Origin of the sequence: Aeromicrobium flavum, from assembly GCF_007992115.1 — a bacterium.
In the GTDB taxonomy this organism is placed as follows: Bacteria; Actinomycetota; Actinomycetes; order Propionibacteriales; family Nocardioidaceae; genus Aeromicrobium; species Aeromicrobium flavum.
In genome coordinates this window covers 1-22517 of record NZ_BJZQ01000006.1, presented here as the reverse complement: position 1 = coordinate 22517, position 22517 = coordinate 1, and the positions used below count along the sequence as shown (strand labels likewise).

Below are 22517 nucleotides of genomic sequence, written 5' to 3'. Positions count from 1 at the left end.
ACGGAGACGTGTGGGATGAGGAAGCTTCCGGCGAAGTTGGCCAGTCAGCTCTACGGGGCGGCGGAGCTGATCGCGGAGCGCGGTCTGGACGGCACCAAGATCGAAGACATCGCCGAAGCCACGGGCATCCCCAAGGCCACGATCTACTACCACCTCGACGGCAAGAATGCCGTGCTGGAGTTTCTCCTCGGCGACCTGTTGGACATGATCGCCGGAGCCGTCGGTGTTGCGGTCACGAGTGAGGAGAACGCGCGGACCCGACTCGAGGCGGCTGTGCTGGCGCAGCTGGGCGTGATGCTCGAGCACCCGTCCTTGTGCCGGGCACTGGTCGGCGACCTCGGACGCGCGACCCGGCTGCCCGAGTTGGCGGCGGCACTGCGGACTGCCTTCTACGAACCGATCGAGCAACTATTGGCTGACGGTGTCTCCGACGGGTCCCTGCGCCAGGTCGCCGACCCGGCAGCCGTGGCCTTGAGCGTCTTCGGTGCCATCACCGTCGCTGGCCTCAGCGCGGCCGTCGAGGGGCCCTCCGCCGACCCGTCCGCCGACGCAGCACGGTTCTCCGCCGCGATCACCGAGCTGGTCCTCGACGGTCTCGCGACACCTGGCAGTCGCGACCAGCGGCGGGGTGACCCGCTGTGAGCAGCATGGAGGAGCTCCTCGCCAGCTGGAACGAGAAGTTCCGGCTGCACGCTGATGGTGCTCAACTTCCCCCGCACCACACCCTCTGCCTCGCCTGTGGACCCGACAACCCGCACGGCCACCACCTCACCGTCAATCGTCGAGGAGAGGAGGTGCACGCGACCCACGTCTTCGATGAACGTCACGTGGGCGCACCCGGGATCGCCCACGGCGGTGCCGTAGCAACCGTTTTCGACGACCTCTTCGGGTTCCTGCTCTACCTCACGGGCGGTCCTGCGGTGACCCGGAAGCTCGAGGTGCTCTACGACTCACCGGTCATCCTCGGCACTACCTACGACCTCGCCGCCAGGGTCACCCGCACAGAAGGGCGCAAACTCTTCATGGAAGCCGACATGAAGCAGCTCGGAGGGTCACGTGTCGCCTCCGCCTCGGCCCTCTTCCTTTCTGTGGACGTGACCCACTTCAACCAGGGCTTGCCAATCTGACGCAGACAGTCCGGCGCCGTTCTTCCGGACCAGAGGGTTCCGAGCCGCGCTCGTGGGGGCCGCTCGATCCCGCCGCGCAAGTGCACCTTCTGGGCGCCACGCACCAACAACGTCAGCTCCTGCTCGATTGTCTCCACCGAGACCAGCTCGCCCTCCGCTTTTTGTTGCATGTAGCACCCATACCGCTAGCCGAGGGGGAATCCTGCTCTGTCTCTTGCGCCATAGCCGGGGACGCCTGCGCAGGCGCCGCGACCCACGGGTGGCGGTGGGCAGGCTGCAAGCCGACGCGGGTCGAAGATAGGGCCGAGTGTCCGCGGGCAGACGGACGCCGTGTCAGGAGATGTTGCCGACCAGGTAGCGCTGCAACGTAGGAGCAAACGCGGCCACCAGCTCGTCTTGGCTTGCCGAGGTCAGATCTTCGAGTCCGACGACGTGGCGAGCCACGGCAATGCCCAGGATCTGCGACATGACGAGCACGGCGCGCAATGGTGCCTGCCCGGCTCCGAGCTGGGACACGATCGGTTCCAGCACCCCCGTCGTGAACTTGTCCCGAATCATGCGGGCAGTGTCGGCTTCGACCCCGGCGGTGCGGATGATTGCGAGGATACGCTGCCGCCGGCCTGCTTCATCGAGGGCTTCGATCAGGCACCTGGCTAGGCGCTCGCCGACGTCCCTGGAGTCGCCGTCGAGGAGCTGAGCCCTCAACGCGGCCGAATCGAAAGAGAGGACGGTCACCTCGTCGAAGAGCTCCCGTTTCGAGCCGAAGAAGTATGCCACCAGGGCGGCATCGACGCCTGCCTGTGCCGCGATTGACCTCATGGTCACGCGGTCGTAGCCGCCGGCGGCGAACTGCTCGCGAGCGGCCCGAGCTATCTGCTCGCGTGTCACGCTGTGCCCCGGTCGGCGTCCTGAACCTCCCGGGCTGAGCCTGGGCGTTGCCGTCCCGGGGGTCTTTGTTCGGCCAGAAGGTTGCTCCATACACAACTCACTCCGTGCTCAGTGTGGATGCTGGCGTCGCCTCTCCGTCCCGGGGATCGCCGGCGGAGCCGAATCGACGCTGACAAGGCTCGATAGCGCGCTTCCCGAATCTACCCTGTTCCTCCTATGTATTTCGGCGTACCGTGGGCTGTGCCACTGTGGCTGGGGTGATCGTGAGGCCCGGCTCGCCGCTAGGGGTGGAGGTGAACGAAGTGAGGTACGGAGATCCGTACGGGCCGGCATGGCAACAGCTGGGAAGCGCGTTGTGGGATGCGTTGGCAGTCGTGTTGTGGACGCTGGTGGCTGGCAGCATCGCGTTCGGCTCATGCTGGTGCATGGGCCAGTTCATGTACACCGCGTGGGTTCGCGAGCATCCGCCTCCGCGCCTCCGGTTCGTTGCCGAACGCAAGCTGCGCAGGGATATCGCCCGAGGGCTGGGCGACCTCGAGGAGTACCTGCGCGAACGCGGTCCAGCCTGCCCCCACGATGTTCCTTCTCGTCCCGCGCGGTTTCGCACGTGGAGGCGCCCAGGCGCGCCCCGGCGGTAAGCCAACCTCCATCGCGCCGGACGCCCTCGGTCAGCCGTTCGCTAACTCATCGCTGATGGGCGGGCCCAGACACCCCGTCCGGGGGCCCGGCGATGGCGGCCACCAAGCAACTCCATCAACCCCAGCAGCGACGTTGAGCGCTTTCCGCGCAGCGAGCTGGCACTAACGGAGCTGCGCTTGTGTGACTCGCGGAGCGGTCCAGGCTGACTGTCGAGCCAAAGGGCCGATGGCCGCCCACGTTCAGAGAGGCTGGCAGACGCCGTAGGTCTGGGGCGGCTCCTGAAACATCGCCCGACGTTCGACTCTGGAAGCTTCGCCTACTTCAGTTGCGGACCTCGAGGTGTTGACGACCCGGAGCCTCAGCCTCCTCGTTGAGCATCGTGAGCAGTTTGTCCCCCTCGATGTCGAGGTCTGGCAGCACGCGGTCGAGCCAGCGGGGCAGCCACCATGCTCGCTCGTTGAAGACGGCCATGAGCGCCGGGACGAGCGTCAGCCGGACGACGAAGGCGTCGATAAGGATGCCAGCGGCGAGGGCAAAGCCGATCTGCTTGATCATGATGTCGTGGCTGAAGATGAAGCCGGAGAAGACCGCGACCATGATGATGGCGGCTGCGACGACGACCCGGCTGGCTTGGTCGAACCCGTGGACGACGCTCTGCCGTGCTCCCTCACCGTGGATGTGTGCCTCGCGCATTGAGGAGACCAGGAAGACCTCGTAGTCCATGGCCAGTCCATAGAGGATGCCGGTGACGATGATCGGCATGAAACTCATCAGCGGCCCCCCGGTGTCGAACCCGAAGAGGCTGCTGAGCCAGCCCCACTGGAAGACGGCAGTGGTGGCGCCGAAGGTGGCCAGGATGCTGAGCAGGAAGCCGGCTGTGGCCTTGATCGGGACGACTACCGAGCGGAAGACCAGCATCAGGATCAGCACGGAAAGCGCGATGATGATGCCGAGGTAGAGCGGAAGGACGTCGGCGAGCTTGTCGGACATGTCGATGCCGATGGCGGTGAACCCAGTTACGCCCAACTGTACCTCATTGTCGCCGGCGATCGCGTTGTCGGGCTCGCGCAGCGAAGTCACCAGGTCGCTGGTGACCTCGTCGCTCGGGCCGGAAGTGGGGATGACGCTGAACACGGCCAGGTCGCCGGCTTCGTTGACGCCGACCGGGGCGGCCAGCACGATGTCGTCTCGGTCCTGGAGGTCGGCGATCAGTTTCGCGGTCAGCTCGGGTGTGACGCGGCCGGCGGTGCCGGTGGGTTCTGCGGTGACGAGTAGGGGACCGTTGAATCCCTCGCCGAAGCCTTGCGAGACTGCCTCGTAGCTCTGCCGGGCGGCGGTGTCCTGGTTCGCGCCGCCGGGGCGATCGACATCCACGTGCACTTCCTGTCGCGCTCGCAGCTCGTCGAGGCGCTCTCCAGCGGCATCACCACGGTGGGCGGCGGCGGCACCGGGCCCTCGGAGGGCTCGAAGGCCACCACGGTCACGCCGGGCGCGTGGCACCTGCGCACGATCCACCGGGCGCTCGACTCGCTGCCGCTCAACGTCCTGCTGATGGGCAAGGGCAACACGGTGTCCGCGCCCGCGCTGGCCGAGCAGGCGCTGGCCGGCGCCGGCAGCTACAAGGTGCACGAGGACTGGGGCTCGACGCCGGCCGCGATCGACGCGGCCCTGCGCGCCGCCGACGAGCACGGCCTGCAGGTGGCGCTGCACTCGGACTCCCTCAACGAGGCCGGCTATCTGGAGTCGACGGTCGGAGCCATCGCCGGGCGCTCGATCCACGCCTTCCACGCCGAGGGCGCCGGGGGCGGGCACGCCCCCGACATCCTGTCGATCGCGTCGCTGCCGCACGTCATCCCGGGCTCGACGAACCCGACCCTGCCGCACACCGTGAACACCGTCGCCGAGCACCTCGACATGCTCATGGTCTGCCACCACCTGAACCCGCGCGTGCCCGAGGACCTGGCCTTCGCCGAGTCGCGGATCCGCGCCACCACGATCGCCGCCGAGGACCTGCTGCACGACCTCGGTGCCCTGTCGATCACGTCGTCCGACGCGCAGGCGATGGGCCGCATCGGCGAGGTCGTCACCCGGACGTGGCAGGTCGCCCACGTGATGAAGGACCGGTACGGGTCGCTCGGCGGCCGCGCCGACAACGTCCGCGCCAAGCGGTACGTCGCCAAGTACACGATCAACCCCGCCGTCGCCCACGGCCTGGACGACGAGATCGGCTCGGTCGAGCCGGGCAAGCTCGCCGACCTCGTGCTGTGGGACCCGCGGTTCTTCGGCTTCCGGCCCGAGGTCGTGCTCAAGGCCGGGGCGCTGGTCTGGGGATCGCTCGGCGACCCGAACGCCTCGATCCCGACGCCCCAGCCCCAGCTCATGCGGCCCGCGCTGGTCGACACCGCCAACGGGGCCGACCATGCCGTCACCTTCGTGGCGCCGTCGGCGATCGATGCGGGGCTCGCTGCCGAGCTCGGCCTGCAGCGGCGGCTCGTCGGGCTCAAGCCCACCCGCGACGTCGGCAAGGCCCAGATGGTGCACAACGACGCCGTGCCGGACATCACGGTCGACCCCGAGAGCTTCTCGATCCACGTCGACGGCGAGCTGGTCGAGCCGAAGCCGGCCGAGTCCCTGCCCCTGACCCAGCTGTACTCCCTCTTCTGAGTCGCCGTGACGTCCCCCGACCTGCTGCTCATGCTGCTCGCCGACGCGCGCCTGCCCACGGCCGGGCACACGCAGTCGGCCCAGCTCGAGCCGGCGGTCGCATCGGGCCTGGCGGCGGCGGACGTGCCGGCGTTCGTCTCGCTGCGCCTGGCGACAGTCACGCGGGTCGAGGCCGCCACCGCGGTCGTGGCGCTGCACCACCTGCGGCACGGGCTCGCCCTCGACGCGGTCGAGCTCGCCTGGGCGGCGCGCACGCCGAGCGCGGCCATGCGCGCCACGTCCCGCACGATGGGCCGTGCCCTGCTGCGGCTGGCCTCGCGGCTGTGGCCCGACCACCGGGGGATCGCCTCGCTCCGCCGTGGTGCCTCCCGCGCGGTCGTCCTGGCGGCCGCCGCCGACGCCGCGGGGCTGGACGCGGCCGCCCTGGCCCGGCTCGTCGGCTACGACGACGTGCAGACGGTGGGCGCCGCGGCGCTGAAGCTGCTGCCGCTCGACCCGGCCAAGGTCGCGGGCTGGGTCCTGGCGGCCCTGCCCGCCGTCGACCGGCTCGCCGCCGACGTCGCCCCCCTGACCACCCCCGGCGACATCCCCGCCGCCGGGGCGCCCCGCATCGAGGCGTGGGCCGAGAGCCACGCCACCACCACGAGGAGACTGTTCAGTGCCTGACACACCCATCCACCCCTCCGGCCGCGCCCTGCGGGTCGGCGTCTGCGGACCCGTCGGGACCGGCAAGAGCTCGCTCATCGCCCTGGTCTGCGCCCAGCTGGCCGCGTCACTGCAGATCGCCGTGGTCACGAACGACATCTACACCGACGAGGACGCGCGCTTCCTGCGCTCCGCCGGCGTGCTCGACCCCGAGCGGATCCGCGCGGTCGAGACGGGCGCCTGCCCGCACACCGCCATCCGCGACGACATCACCGCGAACCTGCTCGCCGTCGAGGAGCTGGAGGAGGACTTCGCTCCACTGGACCTGGTGCTCGTCGAGTCCGGCGGGGACAACCTGACGGCCACGTTCTCGCCGGCACTGGTGGACACGCAGATCTTCCTCATCGACGTCGCGGGCGGCGGCGACGTGGCGCGCAAGGGCGGACCCGGCATCACCCGGGCCGACCTGCTCGTGGTGAACAAGACCGATCTCGCGCCGCACGTCGGCGTCGACGCCGAGCAGATGGTCGCCGACGCCGGTGCCGTGCGCGACGGCCGGCCGGTCATCGCGCTGTCGCGGCAGGACGCCGCCTCGGTCGCGGCGCTGACGGACTGGCTGCTGGGGCAGCTGGCGGTGCACCGGGCCGGCACGCTCGTCCCCGCCGACCCGGGCCCGATGGCCGCGCACTTCCACGCCGACGGCACGGCGCACGCGCACGACGGCGCCCATGACGACCACGTCCACGCGTGACGGGGCGAGCCTGACCCGAATCGAGGTCCACCGGCCCGTCCGCGGCGGGCGGTGCGAGGTACGGCTGTCGTGCTCGGGTCCGGCCGACCGGCCACGGGTGCGCCCGATGCTGCTGAGCTCGGACGACGACGGCGCCCGGGTGTCGCTCGTGCCCGAAGGGGCGCTGCTGCTCTCGGGCGACGCGGTCGTGATCGAGGTCGTCGTCGGGGCCGGCGCGCGGCTCGAGCTCGTCGAGCCCGCGGGGACGGTGGCGTACGCGATGAGCGACGGCGGGCGGGCCTCGTGGGACGTCACGATCCACCTCGCGCCGGCGTCGTCGCTGGTGTGGGCCGGCGAGCCGTTCGTCGTCTCGGAGGGTGCGCGCGTCGACCGGCGCACGACCGTCGAGCTGGCCTGGGACGCCCGGCTCGCGTTGCGCGAGGTCCTCGTGCTCGGCCGCCACGGCGAGCGTCCGGGCGAGCTGTGCCAGGACTTCGACGCCACCGGGCCCAACGGCACCCCGGTGCTGGCCGAGTCGCTGGCGGTCGGCGCTGCGTTCGGGGACCTCGCGCTCGGCGGTGCGCGGGTGATGGGCACCGTCACGGTGCTGGGCGCGCGGCTTCCCGCGACGGACGACGGAACGCGCCTGGACCTCGAGGCCGAGGGCACGGTGGTGCGGCGGCTGGCCGACGCCGCGCACGTGGCCGTGCCCGACCGGTCGTGGCGCGCCGCCCGTCAGCTGATGCGCGAGATCTGCGCCTCGACCTGGAACTCCAGCCCGTCGGCGCTGGCCAGGTAGACGTCCTGGTCGAGCAGGTTGCCGTCGAGCCGCATCAGGCCGCGCGGACCGTCGTAGAAGCTGCCCGACCCGAAGGACGACACCGACGCCAGGTCGATGCCGCCGCAGTGCCGGCCGAGCCGGCCGAGGAACCAGATCGCCTCGTAGCAGGACTCGCCGACGGCGTTGAGCGCCGGTGCCCACGGGCCGAAGCGCTGCGCGTAGGCACGCGCCAGCTCGTTGCTCTCGACGGTGTCCAGCCCGTCGAAGTACGCGGCCGCGGCGAACAGGTCGTGATGGGCGTCGGCGCCGCCGGCGAGCAGCGTGTTCTCCTCCACCGCGGGGCTGAGGCGGACCAGCCGGTCGTCGAGTCCCTCGCGGGCGAACTGGCGGTTGAAGTGCACCGCGTCCTGACCCATCAGCAGCATGACGACGCCGTCGATCTCGGTGTGGCGCAGCTCCTGCAGGACGAGCGAGAAGTCGGTGGTCCCCAGGGGGACGTACCGCTCGGTGACGACGCGGGAGTCGGTGTCCTGCAGCGCCAGCCGGGTCGTCGCCCCGGTGACGCGCGGGAAGACGTAGTCGTTGCCGACCACCGCCCAGCGGCCGACGCCGAGCTGCTCGCGCATCCAGTGCGCGGCGGGCAGCAGCTGGTTGATCGGCCGCTCGCCGAGCATGAAGACGCCGGGGGTGTCGTCGCGGCCCTCGTGCATCGCGGCGTAGGCGTAGGCGACGCGGCCGCCGACCCGCCGGGTGATGGCCTGCCGGACCGCGGAGATGTGCCAGCCGGCCACGACGTCGACCGCGCCCGACGTGACGAGCGCGTCGACCTCGGCGGCCACGACCTCGGGGTGGCGGCCGCCGTCCACCACGACCAGCTCGACCTCACGGCCGGCGATGCCGTCGTGGGCGTTGAGCTGCTCGACCGCGAGCTCGCCGCAGGCCAGGCACGAGGGGCCGTAGATCCCCGTCGGGCCCTGCAACGGCACCACGAACGCCACGCGCACGCGCGGGGCTCCGGGAGCGGCGGGGGCAGGGACCACCCGGCCAGTGTGGGCCAGTCCGGGGCCGTCTCCCATGGCTGTGACGAATCGTCACGCGGCGGTGACACGACGTAACGAGGACGTCACCTCGGGAGCGCTCATGGGGGCCGCGGATGCTTCCAGATGGCAGTACCGTGGGCGCAGGAGGCGACACCGTGTCAGGACCCGAGAGCGCGACCCTGCGGCTCAAGCAGGCCGAGCAGGCGCTGCGCCGTGCGGTCGAGCCCGTCCTGGCTGCCGAGCGGCTCACCTTCGAGCAGTGGCAGGTGCTGTCCGCGCTGCGCGAGCGGCCCGGCCTGCGCATGACCGAGCTGGCCGAGTTCGCCGTGCTGCCCGCCGCCTCGCTGACCCGCCACGTCGACCGGCTCGTCGAGCGCGCGCTCGTGATCCGCCGCATCGACCCCGATGACCGTCGCCGGGCCGCCGTCGCCCTCTCGACCCTCGGCGAGCGACTCGCGGCCCTCCTCCACGACGCCGAGTCCCGCGCCGTCCTCCCGCCTCTCGTCGCCTCCGGCGACCGAGATGTGTAGCGGTACCCACCCGAATTGAGCCGTTTCCGCCCGAAACGCGTGGTCACCGCTACACATCTCGCGCCGGGGACCGGCGGGCGTCAGCAGGTCGTGGTGGTGGGCTCGCCGGCGAAGCGGTCGGTGGTCCAGGAGAGCAGCTCGTCCACGAACGGCGACTCCTCGCGCAGCAGGTCGCCGTGGCCGCGGCCGGCGTAGGTCCGGTAGTCCAGGGACTGCCCCGCGGCGCACCGCTCGCGCACGTAGGCGTCCTGCAGGCCCAACGTGACGACGCGGTCGCGCTCGCCCTGGGCGATCAGCAGCGGTGCCTCCATGACGCCGGTGGCGTCGTTCTCGCTGAGCCGCCGCCCCAGCGCACCCTCGTACAGCGAGTTGGCCACGAACCGGTCGGCCATCACGCGGGCCTGCGCCAACGAGACCTCCGAGGTGGGCGAGCGCAGGCACCGGTCGGCGATCTGCCGCAGCGGGATGCGCGCGCTGGCGCGCACGTGGTCGCCGACCTCGACGTCGGGGTACGTGCCGGCGTACGCGGCCAGCGCGTACGCCACGAAGATCGTGCCGACGGGGCGGCGCTGGAGGTCGCGCAGGAACGTAACCGGGCTGCTGACCGGCGAGATCGCGGCGACCCCGGCCAGCGGCACGTCCGGGGCGTAGTCGGGCTGGGTCATCGCGGTCCACAGGGCGGCGTGGCCGCCCTGGGAGTGGCCCCACACGGTGGTGTCCGGCGCCAGGTCCAGCTCGGGGATGCGGCGAGCGGCGCGTACCGCGTCGAGCACCGAGCGTGCCTCGCCCGATCCCACCAGGTACGGCTGCACGCCGCGCGTGCCCAGGCCCGGGTAGTCGGGCGCGACGATCGCCCAGCCTTCGTCGAGTGCCGCGCGCACGGCTTCGATGCCCCCGGCGCCGATGGTGCGCCTCGTGCGCAGGCTGGGGGCGCAGCGGCGGTCGAAGCCGGTGGTGCCGTGGGCCCACGCGACCACCGCGGGGCGGGTCGCCTCGCGCGGTGCCGCGACGAGGGCGCTGGCCACGGTGGGCTCGTCCCCGGCGCGGGTCGTGCTGTAGAGGATGCGCCACGCGCGGGCTCCCTCGGGCACGTCGGTGGTGAAGGGCTCGGCCCGCAGCAGCAGCCCGGGGGAGCGGGGCGTGTCCTGCGGGGCGGTGTAGAACCGGTCGGGCCGCGGGGCCGTCCACGTGACGCCGACGGTGTAGCCGGTCAGGGCGATCGCGAGCACGAGCACGACGGTCGCCGTGACGGGGCGGGGGACGACCCGGCCCAGCCGTGGGAACCCGAACAGGACCAGGCGCACGCCGAGCAGGACGCCGAGCACGAAGACCGAGACGTCGGGCCAGGCCAGCGCCAGCACGCCCAGCAGCACCTGGCCGGTGCCGAGCGCGGCGTCGGTGCGGGTGCGGCGCCGGACGGTGGCGATGCCCTCGCCGACGAGCACGGCCCCCAGCACGGTGACGAGCACGCGGACGGCCCAGGCCGGTTGGAGGGCGAGCACGACGGCCGCGCCCAGCAGGACCGCGCCGATCAGCCGGTCACGCAGGGCGTGGGCGGTGACCAGCTCGTGGGCGCCCGCGACGGCGAGCCCGGGCAGGGTCACGATCAGCAGGACGTCGATCGCGCTGAGTGGCCGGACGATCAGCACGACCCCGACCAGGATCGACAGGGCCACCAGCACGGGCGCGCCGCGGCGGTGGGGTCGGTCGGGGCGCATCGCCACCACGCTAGACGCGCCGACCTACTCGTCGGGCAGCACCACGCCCAGCTGGGCGCGGACCTCGTCCATGAGGGCCATCAGGCGCCGGGTCTCGGTCCACGGCAGCAGCGGCGACTCGCGGCGACCCTGCTCGACACAGCGGGCCAGCTCGGCCGCCTCGAACCGCAGTCCGAGGTGGGCGTCCGGCGTCTCGGGGGCCCAGGTGTCGAGCGTGACCCCCGCGGGATCGACCAGCCGGATCGCGGTCGGCTGGTAGAACGGCCCGGCCAGGTCGAGTCGGGCCTGCGTGCCGGCGATGCTGGCGACGGTGGGCGTGGTGGCCGACATGCACGCCGTGAGGGCGGCGACGGCACCTGACGCGTCGCGCAGCGACACGGACTCGTGCTCGTCGACGCCGAGCGGCGTGAGGGTGCCGACGGCGCGCACCGACGCGATGTCGGGCAGGAGCATCGCGGCCAGGTGCAGGGGGTAGACGCCGAGGTCGAGCAGGGCGCCGCCGGCCAGCTCGGGGGTGGCCAGGCGCGCGGGACCGTTCGGGTAGAGCAGCTGGCCGTGGTCGGCCTCGATCAGGCGCATGTTGCCGACGAGGCCCTCCTCGACCGCGCGGCGCACCACGTCGTAGCCCGGCAGGAAGCGCGACCACATGGCCTCGAGGCACGTCACGCCGGCGGCCTCCGCGGCGGCGAGCACCTCGTCGGCCTCGCGCGCGTTGCGGGTGAACGCCTTCTCGACCAGCACGTGCTTGCCCGCCGCGATCGCCAGCAGCGCGTGGTCGCGATGCTCCGAGTGCGGCGTCGCGACGTAGACCACGTCCACCTCGGGGTCGGCGACCAGGTCCTCGTAGGAGCCGTGCGCACGCGCCACGCCGAGGCGATCCGCGAAGGCGCGCGCGCGGTCGTGGTCACGGGAGCCGACCGCGACGACCTGCTGACGGGTGCCCTCCAGCAGGGCCGTCGTCATGGCCGCCGCGATGCCTCCGGCACCGAGGATCCCCCAGCGCAGGGGAGGGGCTTCACGAGGATCGGGGGTGCGCGGCGCGGGCAGGACCATCCCAGCATCGTAGGTCGGTGGCAGGATCGGGGCATGGATCTGACGCTGAACGAGGACCAACGCGGTTTCCGATCGCTCGCCCGGGAGTTCCTCGACAAGGAGGTCGTCCCGTACCGCGCCGAGTGGGACCGCGTGGAGTCGGTCGACACCGCGATCATCCCCAAGCTCGGCGAGATCGGCTTCTTGGGCCTGACGATCCCCGAGGAGTACGGCGGCATCGGGGGCGACTACATCACCTACGTCCTGGCGATGGAGGAGCTCGGCCGGGCCGACTCGGCGATCCGCGGCATCGTGTCGGTCTCGACGGGCCTGTTCGGCAAGTCGGTGCTGCAGTTCGGCACCGAGGAGCAGAAGCAGCGCTGGCTGCCCGGCATCTCCTCGGGCACGTCCCTGGGCTGCTTCGGCCTCACCGAGCCCGACAACGGCTCCGACGCCGGCAACCTGAAGACGCGCGCCGTGCGTGAGGGCGACGACTGGGTCATCAACGGCTCGAAGATCTTCATCACGAACGGCACCTGGGCCGACGTGGCGCTCGTCTTCGCCCGCACCGGGGGGCCGGGCGCCAAGGGCGTCTCGGCGTTCCTCGTCCCCACGGACACGCCGGGGTTCGAGGCCACCGAGGTCAAGGGCAAGCTCGGTCTGCGCGGCCAGGCGACCGCGGCGCTGTCGTTCAGCGACCTGCGCGTTCCGTCCGACGCGCTGCTCGGCGAGGAGGGACAGGGGTTCCGCATCGCGATGACCGCGCTCGACAAGGGCCGCGTGGGCATCGCCGCCAGCTGTGTCGGGATCGTCCAGGGCTGCCTCGAGGCGTCGGTCGAGTACAGCACCCAGCGCGAGCAGTTCGGCCGGCCGATCGCCTCGTACCAGCTGGTGCAGGACATGATCGCCGAGATGTCGGTCGACGCCGACGCCGCGCGCCTGCTGACGTGGCGGGCCGCCGACCTGATCGAGAAGGGCGAGCGGTTCAGCGTCGAGGCGTCCAAGGCCAAGCTCTTCGCCTCCGAGGCGGCGGTGAAGGCCGCCAACCTGGCGATCCAGGTCTTCGGCGGCTACGGCTACGTCGACGAGTACCCGGTGCAGAAGTACATGCGCGACGCGCGGGTCATGACCCTTTACGAGGGGACGAGCCAGATCCAGAAGCTGATCATCGGTCGGGCCGAGACCGGAATCAGCGCGTTCTCGTGAGCAGCCTCGTCTTCGACCTCCTCATCGCCCTGGTCATCGTCGCCGGGCTCGTCGGCGCGGTCGTCCAGATCGTGCCGGGCGGCCTCGTCGTGGGCCTCGCGGTCGTGGTGTGGGGTGCCGTCACCGGTGGAACCCTCGGCTGGACGGTGGCCGCGCTGTCGGTGGTGCTGGCCGTCGCCGGGATCGTGCTCAAGTACCTGCTGGCGGGCCGGTACCTGCAGCGTCGCGGCGTGCCCAACCGCAGCCTCCTCGTCGGCGCGGTGCTCGGCGTCGTCGGGTTCTTCGTCATCCCGGTGGTCGGACTGTTCATCGGCTTCATCGGGGGCACGTACCTGTCCGAGCTGCAGCGCCTCGGCGACGCGCAGGCGGCCCGGCGGGCGACCGGGCACGCCATGAAGGCCACCGGGATCTCGATCCTGGTGGAGCTGGCGCTCGCGCTCGTCACCGCGCTGGCGTGGCTCGGTGCGGTGCTCGTCGTCCGGGTCTGACGTCGGCCCCGCCCACCATCGGGGTCCACCCGGTGGGCACTAGTCTGTGGCCATGAGCACCGAGCCCCACGAGGGCGTCACCTCCCAGAAGCTGAACTGGCTGCGCGCGGGCGTGCTGGGCGCCAATGACGGGATCGTCTCCGTCGCGTCGCTCGTCGTCGGCGTGGCCGGTGCCACGGACGACACCAGCGCGATCGCCACCGCCGGCGCTGCGGCACTCGTCGGCGGGGCCGTGTCGATGGCGCTGGGGGAGTACGTCTCGGTCAGCAGTCAGCGCGACAGCGAGCGCAACCTCATCGCGATCGAGAAGCGCGAGTTGCACCAGGATCCCGAGGGCGAGCTGGAGGAACTCGCGGGAATGCTCGAGGCGCGCGGCATCTCGCGTGACACGGCGATCCGGGCGGCGGGCGAGATGACCGAGCACGATGCGCTCGCCGCGCACCTCGAGGTCGAGCTGGGACTGGATGAGCACGACCTCGTCAGCCCGTGGCACGCGGCGTTCTCGTCCGCGGTCGCGTTCACGCTCGGCGGGGCGCTGCCGCTGGCCGCGATGCTGCTCACCGACCTGCAGTGGCGTGTCGGCGTGACCTTCATGGCGGTGATGATCGCGCTCGCGATCACCGGCTCGACCGCCGCCCACATCGGCGGTGGGCCGAAGCTTCGGGCCGCCGTCCGCCTCGTCGTGGGCGGTGCGCTGGCCCTGGTCCTGACGTACGCGATCGGGCAGTTGCTGGACACGTCCGGCATGGTCTAGGCCGGAGGTCGTCTCACTCCGCCTCCTCCTCGTCGATCGGCACCGGACGCTCGGGGTCGGGCACGATCAGCTCGTCCTCGTTCTGCCACGCGTCACGCTGCTGCTCGGCGGCGTCGGCGGGCTCGGCGGCGGGTTCGAGGTCGACGTCCGGTCGGGGCTCGTCGGGGGTCGTGGTCATGGCGCCTCCTTCTGTCTCCTCCCGATCCTGCCCCAGGCGGCGACGTGGCGCAGGGTGCGGGGGGCGCCCGTTCCGCAGTAGGTTCGGCCCATGGAACAGTTGTCGCCCCCGGAGCGCCGGGGCTATCGCCGCATCACGGTCGGCGTGATCCTCGTGCTGCTGGCACTGGGCCTCTTCCCGTCCACGGCCGCCGTGCTCGACGAGGCCAACGAGGACCTGATCCTGCCGCTGTTCGTCGCCGTCATGGTCGTGGCGGGCATGCTGCTGTGGTCGCTCGTCCCGGGCCTGTCGGACGGCTCGCGGAGCCGGGGTCACCTGGTCGCGGTCGGCGCGGTGGCCGGACTCGTCTCCGCCGGCGTCGCGATCGCCGTGTTCTACGCCCTGCTGAACGGCTACTCGGGCGCCTGAATCCGGGCCGGCTTGATCCTGGAGGGCGCTGCAGTAACACTGGAAACATGCGCCACATCGTCGCCGCGGTCCTGACTGCGCTCGCCCTCGTCGTCGTCCCGAGCGCTCCGGCGTCGGTCGCCATGTCCGCGAGCACCTTCGACAAGAAGCTGCACCAGCAGACGAACGCGTCCCGGACGTTCCGCGACCGCAAGGCGCTCAAGAAGGACCGCTGCCTCGACCGGTACGCGCAGCGGCAGGCCCGCCGGATGGCGAAGCAGCAGCGGATGTACCACCAGAACCTGTCGGTGGTCCTGCGCACGTGCAACGACCGGGCCGTCGCGGAGAACGTGGCCCACGGCTTCACGACGCCGAAGAGCAACGTCCGGGCCTGGCTGAAGTCGCCCGGTCACCGCAAGAACATGCTGAGCCGCAACTACACCCGCCTGGGCATCGGCGTCGCGAAGGACGCCCGCGGTCACACGTGGACCGTGCAGGTCTTCGGCCGGCCCGCCTGACCGCTCACTGCAGGGTCGCGGTCAAGCGCATCGCGTTGTCGACGAACCGGGTGCGCCGGGGCCGACGCTCCCACGCGTCGAGCAGCAGCTCACGTGACACGACGCGGTAGGAGTCCTCGACCGTCCTGATCCGTCGGACGACCTCGCGGTCGGCGATCATCAGGCTCATCTCGTAGTTGAGGGCGAACGAGCGCATGTCCATGTTGCTGGTGCCCACCACGGCGACGTCGTCGTCGATGCTGAAGTGCTTGGCGTGCAGCACGAACGGCGCCGGGTACAGCCAGATCCGGACGCCCGCCTCCAGCAGCTCGCGGTAGTAGGAGGCCTGCGCGTGCCCGACCATGAACTGATCGGCCTCCTCGCTCACGAAGAGCTCGACCGCGACACCGCGCTGGGCCGCCGTGGTGACGGCGTAGAGCAGCGTCTCGTCCGGGACGAAGTACGGGCTGGTCAGCGAGATGCGCTCCTGAGCGCAGTAGATCAGGGAGGTGAACAGCCGCAGGTTGTTCTCGGCCTCGAAGCCGGGTCCGCTGGGCACGAGCTGGACCGAGACGTCGACGGTGTCGCGCGGGGAGTGCGGCGTCTGGTCGACCTCGTGCATCTGCACGTCGAGAACCTCGGACGTCTCGAGAGCCCAGTCCGCGGCGAAGAGCGCGTCGATCGTGGCCACGACCGGACCCTCGACGCGCAGCCACAGCTCGACCCATTCCCGACCCCGGGCCAGGTTCCGGGGCTTGTTGTACGAGGGGTGGGTCAGGTTGAGCGACCCCGTGAACCCGACGACGTCGTCGACCACCAGGAGCTTGCGATGGTTGCGCAGGTCGGGACGGCGGAAGCGTCCCCGCAGCGGGAGCAACGGCATCATCAGGTGCCAGTCGATGTCCGAGGTCGCCAGGCGCCTCCGCAGGTCGCGGTACCCGGGGATGCCGCGCGTCCCGAGGTGGTCGAAGAGGACCCGCACGGTCACCCCGCGCGCCGTGGCTCGGTCGAGGGCGTCGAAGAACGGGGTCGTCATCTCGTCGAGCGCCATGATGTAGAACTCGACGTGCACCCGGGCCGTGGCGCCGTCGATCGCGGCGATCATCTCGTCGATCGACTCCTGGTAGTCCGGGAGCAGCTCCACGTGGTTGCCCCGGGTCAGCGGCATCGAGGCCAGGCGATGGTTGAGCCGCACGATCGGGGCGAGGTAGTCGGGTGCGTCGGCCGGCACCTCGGCGGCGAGCACCTGGGTCTCGCGGGCGATCACCGCGTTGGCGGAGGTGAGCCGGTGGTGGCGCTGGTGCCCGATGCGGGCACTGCCGAAGAACAGGAAGGCCAGCAGGCCGACGAGCGGGGCGAAGACGATGAGGATGAGCCACGCCATGGCCGTCTGGGGGCGCCGGCCCTCGGGGATGATGCCGATCGCGGCGATGTTGACGGCAACGATGGCGACGACCGCGGCCACGGAGACGACGGTGCTCCAGTCCATGCGCGCAGGCTATCGGTGCCGGGTCGCCGCACCGGGACGCGTCACCAGTCGCGGCGGTCGCGCTTGATCTGGCTGCGCCGCTTCTTCGCGTCGAGCCGCCGCTCGACCGATCCGCGGGTGGGGCGGGTCTGACGCCGCCGCTTCACGGGTCGCAGCGCCTCGGCCACGAGCTCCTCGAGCCGGCGCCAGGCGTCCTCGCGGTTGCGCAGCTGCGACCGGTGGGTGGACGCGACGACCGAGACCCGGCCGTCGACGAGTCGCCCGCGCAGGCGCGCGGCGACCCGGGCCTTCTGGTCGTCCGACAGCACCGTGCTGTCGGCGGGGGACCAGAGGACCTCGACGCGGGTCTCGGTCGTGTTGACGTGCTGGCCGCCCGGGCCGGAGGAGCGGCTGAAGCGCCAGCTCAGCTCCGACTCGGGCAGCCGGACGCGTCCGTCAGGCGTCATCGTCCGCGAGCAGGCCGTACAGCTGGCGCCTGGCCTCACTGACGATCTCGACTGCCTTGGTCTGCTGGGCCGGGGTGCCGACCGTCATGACCTGGCGGGCCGCCGCCGACAGCGTCCGAAGGGACGTGGCGAGTGCGGCGGACTCGGCGTCGCCGCCGCGGCGCAGCTGCTCGGGGTTCCAGGGCTCGCCGAGCGCCTCGCGGTGCTCCTCGACGTAGGCCGTGCCGGCCTCGGTGAGGGTCGCGGTCTTGCGACCGTCGACGCGCTCGAACTCGATGAGTCCCTCGTCCTCGAGCTGCTGCAGGACCGGGTAGATCGAGCCGGGGCTCGGCGACCAGGCGCCTTCGCTGCGGGCGGCGATCTGCTGGATCAGGTGGTAGCCGTGGGCCGGGGCCTCGGCGAGCAGCAGGAGGGCTGCGGCGCGGACGTCGCCGCCCTTGCGGCCGCGGCGCGGACCGCGAGGTCCGGGGCGGCCCATGCGACCGGGACCCATGTCCCAGTCGAAGTCGCGTCCACCGGCGCGACGCGCCCGGTGGGGGTGCCGGTGCTGTCCGGCGTGCTTGGGAGGAGTGCTGTGCATGCTCGTCCCCTTTCGCTTCATGACGACACCACCGCGGTGTCGATGCATTAACGATATATCGGAATCGTATCGACGACAACGTGATGGCCGGCACGCCGGCATGGGGGGAGCTCAGCTCTGGACGTAGTGGGTGAGCTGGTCGCGCTCGAACTCCAGCTGGTCCATGCGGAACTTCACGGCGTCGCCGATGCTGAGCACGCCGACGATCTCCTCGTTCTCGAGCACGGGGATGTGCCGCACGCGGTGCTCGGTCATGGCGCTCATCAACGCGCCGAACGAATCCTCCGGGCTGCACACCTGCACGTCGGTTGTCATGATCTGCTGGACCGTGGCCGCGCGGGGGTCGGGGACGTCGCGCAGCTTGCGGACCACGTCGCGCTCGGACACGATGCCCGCCATCGACCGGCCGTCCGGGCTGACCACCAGCGCTCCGATGTTGTACTCGGTCAACCGGTCGAGCAGCTCGTCGACCGTCGCATCCGGGGCGATGGTGAACACGACCGAACTGCCTTTGGCGGTGAGAACGTCACGTACGCGCATGGGCGAGCCTCCTCGACTGTGATCGGCAGTGTAGCCCGCATCACACCCGGCGCACAGGTGCCGATCTCGCGGTTCAGTCGTCGCGCGTGAATCGCAGGCGGGTGACGTTGTCCGCCAACTCGCCGTCGTCGCCGGGCTCGTCGGCCCACGCCGGCTCGTCGTCGGGGAAGTGGCCGAGGTAGGCCATGACGGAGTCGTGGAGCCGGCCGTTCGTGGCGACGGCGTTGGCGCCCCACGGGCCGGGCTCGCCGGCCAGGCTCGTGAACTGGCCGCCGGCCTCGCGCACGATGATGTCCAGCGCAGCCATGTCCCACAGGTTCAGCTCGGGCTCGGCGGCGATGTCGACGGCACCCTCGGCGACGAGCATGTACGACCAGAAGTCGCCGTAGGCCCGCGTCCGCCAGCACTGGCGCATCAGCGCGTCGAACTCGCCCTGCCGGTTGATCTGGTCCCAGCTGGGCGCCGAGGAGTAGGACAGCGACGCGGCCGTGAGCTCACGGACCCCGGAGACCTGGATCGGCCGCGTCTGGCGGAACGACTTGCCGGTGTGCGCGCCGTCGCCCTTCATCGCCCACCAGCGACGGCCGAGCGCGGGGGCCGAGACGCAGCCGACGACGATCTCGCCGGCGTCCTCCAGGGCGATCAGCGTGGCCCACACCGGGACGCCGCGGACGAAGTTCGACGTGCCGTCGATCGGGTCGACGATCCAGCGCCGCTCGGCGTTCTCGGCCGTTCCCTCGGTCTCGCCGGACTCCTCGCCGAGCACGATGTCGCGACCGCGCGACGTCTTGAGGGTGCGACGGATCGCGTCCTCGACGGCCCGGTCGGACTCCGTCACGTAGGTCATGTCCGGCTTGGTCGAGACCTCGAGGTCGAGGGCGCCGAAGCGGTCCATGCTGAGGTTGTCGGCGGAGTCGGCCAGGATGTGGGCCAGTCGCAGGTCATCGAGGTACGGGTTGGCCATGGGCTCAGCCTACGGTCTGGGCGTCGCGCTCAGGTCAGTACTCGTCAGCCAGCGAGCGGCTGGCCATGATCCGGCGGAACGACGCCAGTCGCGCGGGGTCGATCTCGCCGGTCTCGGCGGCCACGTCGAGGGCGCACTCCGGCTCCGCCTCGAGGTGCGTGCACCCCCGGGGGCAGTCCCGCGCGGCCGTGTTGAGGTCGGCGAACGCCCGCAGGATCCGCTCGATGTCGACGTGGGCCAGCCCGAAGGAGCGGAAGCCGGGGGTGTCGACGATCCGTCCGCCGAACGGCAGCGCGAGGATCATGGCCGAGGTCGAGGTGTGGCGGCCGCGCCCGGTCACCTCGTTGACGTGGCTCACCGTGCGGTGCGCATCGGGCACCAGGGCGTTGACCAGCGTCGACTTGCCGACGCCGCTGTGGCCCATCAGCACGCTCGTGCGGTCGCGCAGCAGGTCGCGGACGTGGTCGAGCTCGCCGTCCATCCGGGTGGTGACCACGCGGACGCCGAGCGGCTCGAGCTGGGCCAGGATCTCGTCGGCGGACGCCAGGTCGGACTTCGTGAGGCACACGGCCGGGTCCATGCCGGCATCGTAGGCCGCGACCAGGCACCGGTCGATCAGGCCCGTCCGCGGCGGGGGGTCGGCCAGTGCGGTGACGATCACGAGCTGGTCGGCGTTGGCGACGACGACCCGCTCGATGGGGTCGTCGTCGTCCGCGCTGCGGCGCAGCACGGTGCGGCGCTCGAGCACCTCGACGATGCGGGCCAGGCTGCCGGGATCGCCCGACACGTCGCCGACGATGCGGACCTCGTCGCCGACCACGACGCCCTGACGGCCCAGCGGCCGCGACTTCATCGCGGTGACGACGGTGCCGTCCTCCAGCAGCAGGGTGTAGCGGCCGCGGTCGACGGTGGTGACGATCGCGACGACGGCGTCGGAGTAGTCCGGGCGGTCCTTCGTTCGGGGCCGGGTGCGGCGCCGGGGCCGGTCGTACTGGGCGTCCTCGTCCCTCACGACACCGACCGTTCCCAGTCGTCGGCGAAGGCGGGGTAGGTCTTGGCCGTCGTGCCGATGTTCTCGACCACGAGGTCGTCGACCCGCAGGCCCAGGACGGCGGCGGCGTGCGCCATGCGGTGGTCGTCGTACGTCGCGAACGCGCCCCCGTGCAGGGGAGCGGGCGTGATGACGAGGCCGTCGGTGCGCTCGACCACGTTCCCGCCGAGGCGGGTGATCTCGGTGGCCAGCGCGGTCAGCCGGTCGGTCTCGTGACCGCGGAGGTGCTCGATGCCGGTCAGGGTGCTGGGCCCGTCGGCCAGGGCGGCCAGCGCGGCCACGACGGGCGTCAGCTCGCCGACGTCGTGCAGGTCGAGGTCGACGCCGCGCAGGCGCTCGGGCCCGGTGACGACGAGGTCGGCGCCGTCGCGGGCGACCTGTCCGCCGAAGGCGACGGCCAGGTCGCGCCAGGCGTCGCCGGCCTGGTCGGTCTGCTCGGGCCAGTGCCGCACGCGCGCGCGGCCGGCCGTGGCCAGGGCCGCGGCGACGAAGGGTCCCGCGTTGGAGAGGTCGGGCTCGATCGTGACGTCGAGTGCCTTCACGGGGCCGGGGTGGACCTGCCAGCGACCGTCCGACACGTCGACGACGACGCCGCGCCGGCGCAGCTCGGTGACGGTCATGGCGACGTGCGGCAGCGAGGGGAGCGGGCCGCCCGCGTGGCGCAGGTCGAGTCCCTCCGCGAAGCGCGGGGCCACCAGCAGCAGCGCCGAGACGAACTGGCTGGACGCCGACGCGTCCACCGTCAGCGCACCGCCACGGACCGCGCCGGTGCCGTGGAGGGTGAAGGGCAGGCTCGCGGTGCCCTCGTCGTCGATGCGGACGCCGAGATCGCGCAGGCTGGAGATCGTGGTGCCCATCGGCCGCTCCCGTGCCCGGGGGTCGCCGTCGAACCGCACGGTGCCCGCGCCGAGTGCGGCGACCGGCGGGACGAAGCGCATGACGGTGCCGGCGAGGCCGCAGTCGACCTCGGCGGCCTCGACAGGAGTGATCGGCGTGACCGTCCAGGTGTCGCCGTCGCGGTCGATCCGCGCGCCGAGGCTGACCAGGGCGGCCGCCATGAGCTCGGTGTCGCGCGCCGCGAGCGGCAGGTGGATCGACGAGGGGCCGTCGGCGATGGCGGCCAGGACCAGCGCCCGGTTGGTCTGGGACTTCGACCCGGGCAGCAGGACGTCGACGTCGGCCGGGTGCTCCCGGCGAGGCGCGTGCCAGTCCACCGTCATCCCCGCAGCTCGTCGATCTGGTCGACGACCGAGTCCTTGGCCGCCAAGGCCGTGTTCCTCGCCCGGGCGCCGAGCCACGGCTTGTGCGGGTCGGGGTCGAGCGTGGAGAGCAGCAGTCCGCCGGTCAGCGAGACGTTCTTGACGAAGTGGGTGAACTGGTTGCGTCGCGCCACCGGGTCGGTCTCGTTCCAGAACGGGTGGCCGGCGACGGTCGTGGCGGGCATGGTGGCCGCCAGCACGAGGGCCGAGGTGCGGGGGAGGTGGCCCGTCGCCAGGGCCGCGCCCGCCGCGACGTGGACGGCCGAGTTCAGCCGGATGAGGTTCCTGGCCGAGAGGTTCGCCTGGGGCGCCGCCTTGCGCAGGACGTCGGCGATCGGCTGGGCCTTGGCCGCGAGGGCGTCGGGCTTGCGCAGGGCCATCACGCCGCCCGAGATGAACATGGAGGCGAGCATCGGACGGGCGACCGCGCGCAGGAGAGTCATGCCCTCATCATGCCGCAGGACGGTGCCGGTGCCGACCCACGCTCAGCCGAAGGTGCCGCGGGTGACGACGCTGCCGAGGGTGACCGCGTAGGCGCCCTGGGGACGCAGCAGGAACGTCTTCATGACGAGCGGCGCCACGGTGCGGTCGGCGCGGACGGAGGCCACGCAGGACACGACGTTGCTGGTCTCGCCCTCCTCGCAGGTCCAGCCGGACCCGCTCCAACTCACGATCGCGAAGTCGCGGATGCCGCCGTCGAACACGGCGCGGACGCCGACGGTCTGGCCGGGGCGCACGTCCTGGCCGACCCGGAAGGCGAAGCTCACCGGATAGCGCAGGTCCCAGCCGAGGTTGCCGACGGTCGCGGTCGTCGTGACGGAGGTGTCACCGGGCACGGGCGGTTCGACCGTGGGCTCGGTGGTGGGCTCCGTCGTGGGCTCGGT

27 protein-coding genes are annotated in these 22517 nt (G+C 71.7%); 12 read left to right on the top strand and 15 right to left on the bottom strand.

Annotation, left to right across the window (positions count from 1 at the left end; all coding sequences use genetic code 11):
- Positions 1-15: 15 nt before the first annotated feature.
- Together AFL01nite_RS07815 and AFL01nite_RS07810 are read left to right on the top strand one after the other, a co-directional pair.
- Entirely contained in the window at positions 16-642 is a 627-nt protein-coding gene (locus AFL01nite_RS07815) for a TetR/AcrR family transcriptional regulator (RefSeq protein ID WP_068111701.1), read from the top strand.
- A gap of 5 nt (positions 643-647) precedes the next feature.
- On the top strand, positions 648-1127 hold the full coding sequence (locus AFL01nite_RS07810; RefSeq protein ID WP_068115057.1) for a PaaI family thioesterase: 480 nt from the start codon (positions 648-650) through the stop codon (positions 1125-1127).
- A gap of 333 nt (positions 1128-1460) precedes the next feature.
- Here AFL01nite_RS07810 and AFL01nite_RS07805 read toward each other — a convergent pair whose 3' ends face one another.
- Both AFL01nite_RS07805 and AFL01nite_RS07800 read right to left on the bottom strand, forming a co-directional pair.
- The gene (locus tag AFL01nite_RS07805; protein ID WP_068111705.1) at positions 1461-2015 is read right to left on the bottom strand and encodes a TetR/AcrR family transcriptional regulator; all 555 of its coding nucleotides are present in this window, start codon (positions 2013-2015) and stop codon (positions 1461-1463) included.
- Between the two features lie 960 nt (positions 2016-2975).
- The gene (locus tag AFL01nite_RS07800) at positions 2976-4028 is read right to left on the bottom strand and encodes an MMPL family transporter (protein WP_246119640.1); all 1053 of its coding nucleotides are present in this window, start codon (positions 4026-4028) and stop codon (positions 2976-2978) included.
- Here AFL01nite_RS07800 and AFL01nite_RS07795 point away from each other — a divergent pair, their 5' ends adjacent.
- From AFL01nite_RS07795 to AFL01nite_RS07780, 4 genes are read left to right on the top strand one after another with little or no spacing between them, the layout of a single operon-like run.
- Complete coding sequence (locus AFL01nite_RS07795) at positions 4029-5318, top strand: urease subunit alpha (RefSeq protein WP_246119639.1); 1290 nt, start codon at positions 4029-4031, stop codon at positions 5316-5318. It begins immediately after the preceding gene.
- A gap of 6 nt (positions 5319-5324) precedes the next feature.
- Positions 5325-5984: an urease accessory UreF family protein gene (locus AFL01nite_RS07790; RefSeq protein WP_246119638.1), complete on the top strand. Its 660-nt coding sequence runs from the start codon at positions 5325-5327 to the stop codon at positions 5982-5984.
- The gene (ureG, locus tag AFL01nite_RS07785; RefSeq protein ID WP_146827119.1) at positions 5977-6714 is read left to right on the top strand and encodes an urease accessory protein UreG; all 738 of its coding nucleotides are present in this window, start codon (positions 5977-5979) and stop codon (positions 6712-6714) included. Before AFL01nite_RS07790 ends, ureG begins: the two co-directional genes overlap by 8 nt.
- Complete coding sequence (locus AFL01nite_RS07780) at positions 6692-7492, top strand: urease accessory protein UreD (protein WP_146827118.1); 801 nt, start codon at positions 6692-6694, stop codon at positions 7490-7492. Before ureG ends, AFL01nite_RS07780 begins: the two co-directional genes overlap by 23 nt.
- Here the strand turns inward: AFL01nite_RS07780 and AFL01nite_RS07775 are convergent.
- Positions 7429-8514, bottom strand: a complete 1086-nt coding sequence (locus AFL01nite_RS07775; protein ID WP_246119637.1) for a substrate-binding domain-containing protein — start codon at positions 8512-8514, stop codon at positions 7429-7431. The genes AFL01nite_RS07780 and AFL01nite_RS07775 overlap by 64 nt on opposite strands.
- A gap of 155 nt (positions 8515-8669) precedes the next feature.
- On the opposite strand from AFL01nite_RS07775, the gene AFL01nite_RS07770 reads away from it, so the two are divergent.
- On the top strand, positions 8670-9044 hold the full coding sequence (locus AFL01nite_RS07770) for a MarR family winged helix-turn-helix transcriptional regulator (protein WP_186813868.1): 375 nt from the start codon (positions 8670-8672) through the stop codon (positions 9042-9044).
- Between the two features lie 80 nt (positions 9045-9124).
- Here AFL01nite_RS07770 and AFL01nite_RS07765 read toward each other — a convergent pair whose 3' ends face one another.
- Both AFL01nite_RS07765 and AFL01nite_RS07760 read right to left on the bottom strand, forming a co-directional pair.
- Complete coding sequence (locus AFL01nite_RS07765; RefSeq protein ID WP_146827115.1) at positions 9125-10762, bottom strand: lipase family protein; 1638 nt, start codon at positions 10760-10762, stop codon at positions 9125-9127.
- A 24-nt stretch (positions 10763-10786) separates the two neighbouring features.
- Positions 10787-11815, bottom strand: coding sequence for a Gfo/Idh/MocA family protein (locus tag AFL01nite_RS07760; protein ID WP_146827114.1), 1029 nt, complete (start codon positions 11813-11815; stop codon positions 10787-10789).
- A gap of 33 nt (positions 11816-11848) precedes the next feature.
- On the opposite strand from AFL01nite_RS07760, the gene AFL01nite_RS07755 reads away from it, so the two are divergent.
- The 3 genes from AFL01nite_RS07755 to AFL01nite_RS07745 are packed head-to-tail and all read left to right on the top strand — an operon-like array spanning position 11849 to position 14242.
- Positions 11849-13000, top strand: a complete 1152-nt coding sequence (locus tag AFL01nite_RS07755; protein ID WP_146827113.1) for an acyl-CoA dehydrogenase family protein — start codon at positions 11849-11851, stop codon at positions 12998-13000.
- On the top strand, positions 12997-13488 hold the full coding sequence (locus AFL01nite_RS07750) for a DUF456 domain-containing protein (protein ID WP_146827112.1): 492 nt from the start codon (positions 12997-12999) through the stop codon (positions 13486-13488). Before AFL01nite_RS07755 ends, AFL01nite_RS07750 begins: the two co-directional genes overlap by 4 nt.
- Positions 13489-13540: 52 nt before the next feature.
- The gene (locus tag AFL01nite_RS07745) at positions 13541-14242 is read left to right on the top strand and encodes a VIT1/CCC1 transporter family protein (RefSeq protein ID WP_146827111.1); all 702 of its coding nucleotides are present in this window, start codon (positions 13541-13543) and stop codon (positions 14240-14242) included.
- A gap of 13 nt (positions 14243-14255) precedes the next feature.
- Here AFL01nite_RS07745 and AFL01nite_RS15310 read toward each other — a convergent pair whose 3' ends face one another.
- Positions 14256-14420, bottom strand: coding sequence for a hypothetical protein (locus AFL01nite_RS15310; protein ID WP_186813867.1), 165 nt, complete (start codon positions 14418-14420; stop codon positions 14256-14258).
- A 90-nt stretch (positions 14421-14510) separates the two neighbouring features.
- Between AFL01nite_RS15310 and AFL01nite_RS07740 the strand changes: the two genes are divergently transcribed.
- Together AFL01nite_RS07740 and AFL01nite_RS07735 are read left to right on the top strand one after the other, a co-directional pair.
- Positions 14511-14828, top strand: coding sequence for a hypothetical protein (locus tag AFL01nite_RS07740; RefSeq protein ID WP_146827110.1), 318 nt, complete (start codon positions 14511-14513; stop codon positions 14826-14828).
- Between the two features lie 47 nt (positions 14829-14875).
- Positions 14876-15325 (top strand): CAP domain-containing protein, encoded by a 450-nt coding sequence (locus tag AFL01nite_RS07735; RefSeq protein ID WP_146827109.1) that lies wholly within the window; start codon positions 14876-14878, stop codon positions 15323-15325.
- A gap of 4 nt (positions 15326-15329) precedes the next feature.
- Here the strand turns inward: AFL01nite_RS07735 and cls are convergent, their stop codons facing one another.
- The 9 genes from cls to AFL01nite_RS15305 form a co-directional block, all read right to left on the bottom strand.
- Positions 15330-16793, bottom strand: a complete 1464-nt coding sequence (cls, locus tag AFL01nite_RS07730) for a cardiolipin synthase (RefSeq protein WP_146827108.1) — start codon at positions 16791-16793, stop codon at positions 15330-15332.
- A gap of 41 nt (positions 16794-16834) precedes the next feature.
- Positions 16835-17239 (bottom strand): alternative ribosome rescue aminoacyl-tRNA hydrolase ArfB, encoded by a 405-nt coding sequence (gene arfB / locus AFL01nite_RS07725; protein ID WP_146827107.1) that lies wholly within the window; start codon positions 17237-17239, stop codon positions 16835-16837.
- On the bottom strand, positions 17229-17819 hold the full coding sequence (locus AFL01nite_RS07720) for a PadR family transcriptional regulator (RefSeq protein ID WP_222593443.1): 591 nt from the start codon (positions 17817-17819) through the stop codon (positions 17229-17231). Before AFL01nite_RS07720 ends, arfB begins: the two co-directional genes overlap by 11 nt.
- Before the next feature lie 111 nt (positions 17820-17930).
- Positions 17931-18317 carry a CBS domain-containing protein gene (locus AFL01nite_RS07715; RefSeq protein ID WP_307724458.1) on the bottom strand — a complete coding sequence of 129 codons (387 nt, stop codon included), beginning with the start codon at positions 18315-18317 and terminating at the stop codon, positions 17931-17933.
- A 115-nt stretch (positions 18318-18432) separates the two neighbouring features.
- On the bottom strand, positions 18433-19323 hold the full coding sequence (gene hisN, locus AFL01nite_RS07710; RefSeq protein ID WP_146827104.1) for a histidinol-phosphatase: 891 nt from the start codon (positions 19321-19323) through the stop codon (positions 18433-18435).
- A 34-nt stretch (positions 19324-19357) separates the two neighbouring features.
- Positions 19358-20335 (bottom strand): ribosome small subunit-dependent GTPase A, encoded by a 978-nt coding sequence (gene rsgA, locus AFL01nite_RS07705; RefSeq protein ID WP_146827103.1) that lies wholly within the window; start codon positions 20333-20335, stop codon positions 19358-19360.
- Positions 20332-21594 (bottom strand): 3-phosphoshikimate 1-carboxyvinyltransferase, encoded by a 1263-nt coding sequence (gene aroA / locus AFL01nite_RS07700; protein WP_146827102.1) that lies wholly within the window; start codon positions 21592-21594, stop codon positions 20332-20334. The genes rsgA and aroA overlap by 4 nt, the downstream gene beginning before the upstream one ends.
- Positions 21591-22076 carry a DoxX family protein gene (locus AFL01nite_RS07695; RefSeq protein ID WP_146827101.1) on the bottom strand — a complete coding sequence of 162 codons (486 nt, stop codon included), beginning with the start codon at positions 22074-22076 and terminating at the stop codon, positions 21591-21593. Before AFL01nite_RS07695 ends, aroA begins: the two co-directional genes overlap by 4 nt.
- 42 nt (positions 22077-22118) lie before the next feature.
- The coding region (locus AFL01nite_RS15305) for a hypothetical protein (RefSeq protein ID WP_186813866.1) at positions 22119-22517 on the bottom strand (399 nt) is incomplete at its 5' end.

What these genes read in the sequence shown, in the direction of transcription:
- AFL01nite_RS07815 (WP_068111701.1), top strand. Translation starts at nt 16, where the DNA reads ATGAGGAAGCTTCCGGCGAAGTTGGCCAGTCAGCTCTACGGGGCGGCG.
- AFL01nite_RS07810 (WP_068115057.1), top strand. Translation starts at nt 648, where the DNA reads ATGGAGGAGCTCCTCGCCAGCTGGAACGAGAAGTTCCGGCTGCACGCT.
- AFL01nite_RS07780 (WP_146827118.1), top strand. Translation starts at nt 6,692, where the DNA reads ATGACGACCACGTCCACGCGTGACGGGGCGAGCCTGACCCGAATCGAG.
- AFL01nite_RS07765 (WP_146827115.1), bottom strand. Translation starts at nt 10,762, where the DNA reads ATGCGCCCCGACCGACCCCACCGCCGCGGCGCGCCCGTGCTGGTGGCC.
- AFL01nite_RS07760 (WP_146827114.1), bottom strand. Translation starts at nt 11,815, where the DNA reads ATGGTCCTGCCCGCGCCGCGCACCCCCGATCCTCGTGAAGCCCCTCCC.
- AFL01nite_RS07755 (WP_146827113.1), top strand. Translation starts at nt 11,849, where the DNA reads ATGGATCTGACGCTGAACGAGGACCAACGCGGTTTCCGATCGCTCGCC.
- AFL01nite_RS07745 (WP_146827111.1), top strand. Translation starts at nt 13,541, where the DNA reads ATGAGCACCGAGCCCCACGAGGGCGTCACCTCCCAGAAGCTGAACTGG.
- AFL01nite_RS15310 (WP_186813867.1), bottom strand. Translation starts at nt 14,420, where the DNA reads ATGACCACGACCCCCGACGAGCCCCGACCGGACGTCGACCTCGAACCC.
- AFL01nite_RS07740 (WP_146827110.1), top strand. Translation starts at nt 14,511, where the DNA reads ATGGAACAGTTGTCGCCCCCGGAGCGCCGGGGCTATCGCCGCATCACG.
- AFL01nite_RS07735 (WP_146827109.1), top strand. Translation starts at nt 14,876, where the DNA reads ATGCGCCACATCGTCGCCGCGGTCCTGACTGCGCTCGCCCTCGTCGTC.
- cls (WP_146827108.1), bottom strand. Translation starts at nt 16,793, where the DNA reads ATGGACTGGAGCACCGTCGTCTCCGTGGCCGCGGTCGTCGCCATCGTT.
- arfB (WP_146827107.1), bottom strand. Translation starts at nt 17,239, where the DNA reads ATGACGCCTGACGGACGCGTCCGGCTGCCCGAGTCGGAGCTGAGCTGG.
- AFL01nite_RS07720 (WP_222593443.1), bottom strand. Translation starts at nt 17,819, where the DNA reads ATGCACAGCACTCCTCCCAAGCACGCCGGACAGCACCGGCACCCCCAC.
- hisN (WP_146827104.1), bottom strand. Translation starts at nt 19,323, where the DNA reads ATGGCCAACCCGTACCTCGATGACCTGCGACTGGCCCACATCCTGGCC.
- aroA (WP_146827102.1), bottom strand. Translation starts at nt 21,594, where the DNA reads ATGACGGTGGACTGGCACGCGCCTCGCCGGGAGCACCCGGCCGACGTC.
- AFL01nite_RS07695 (WP_146827101.1), bottom strand. Translation starts at nt 22,076, where the DNA reads ATGACTCTCCTGCGCGCGGTCGCCCGTCCGATGCTCGCCTCCATGTTC.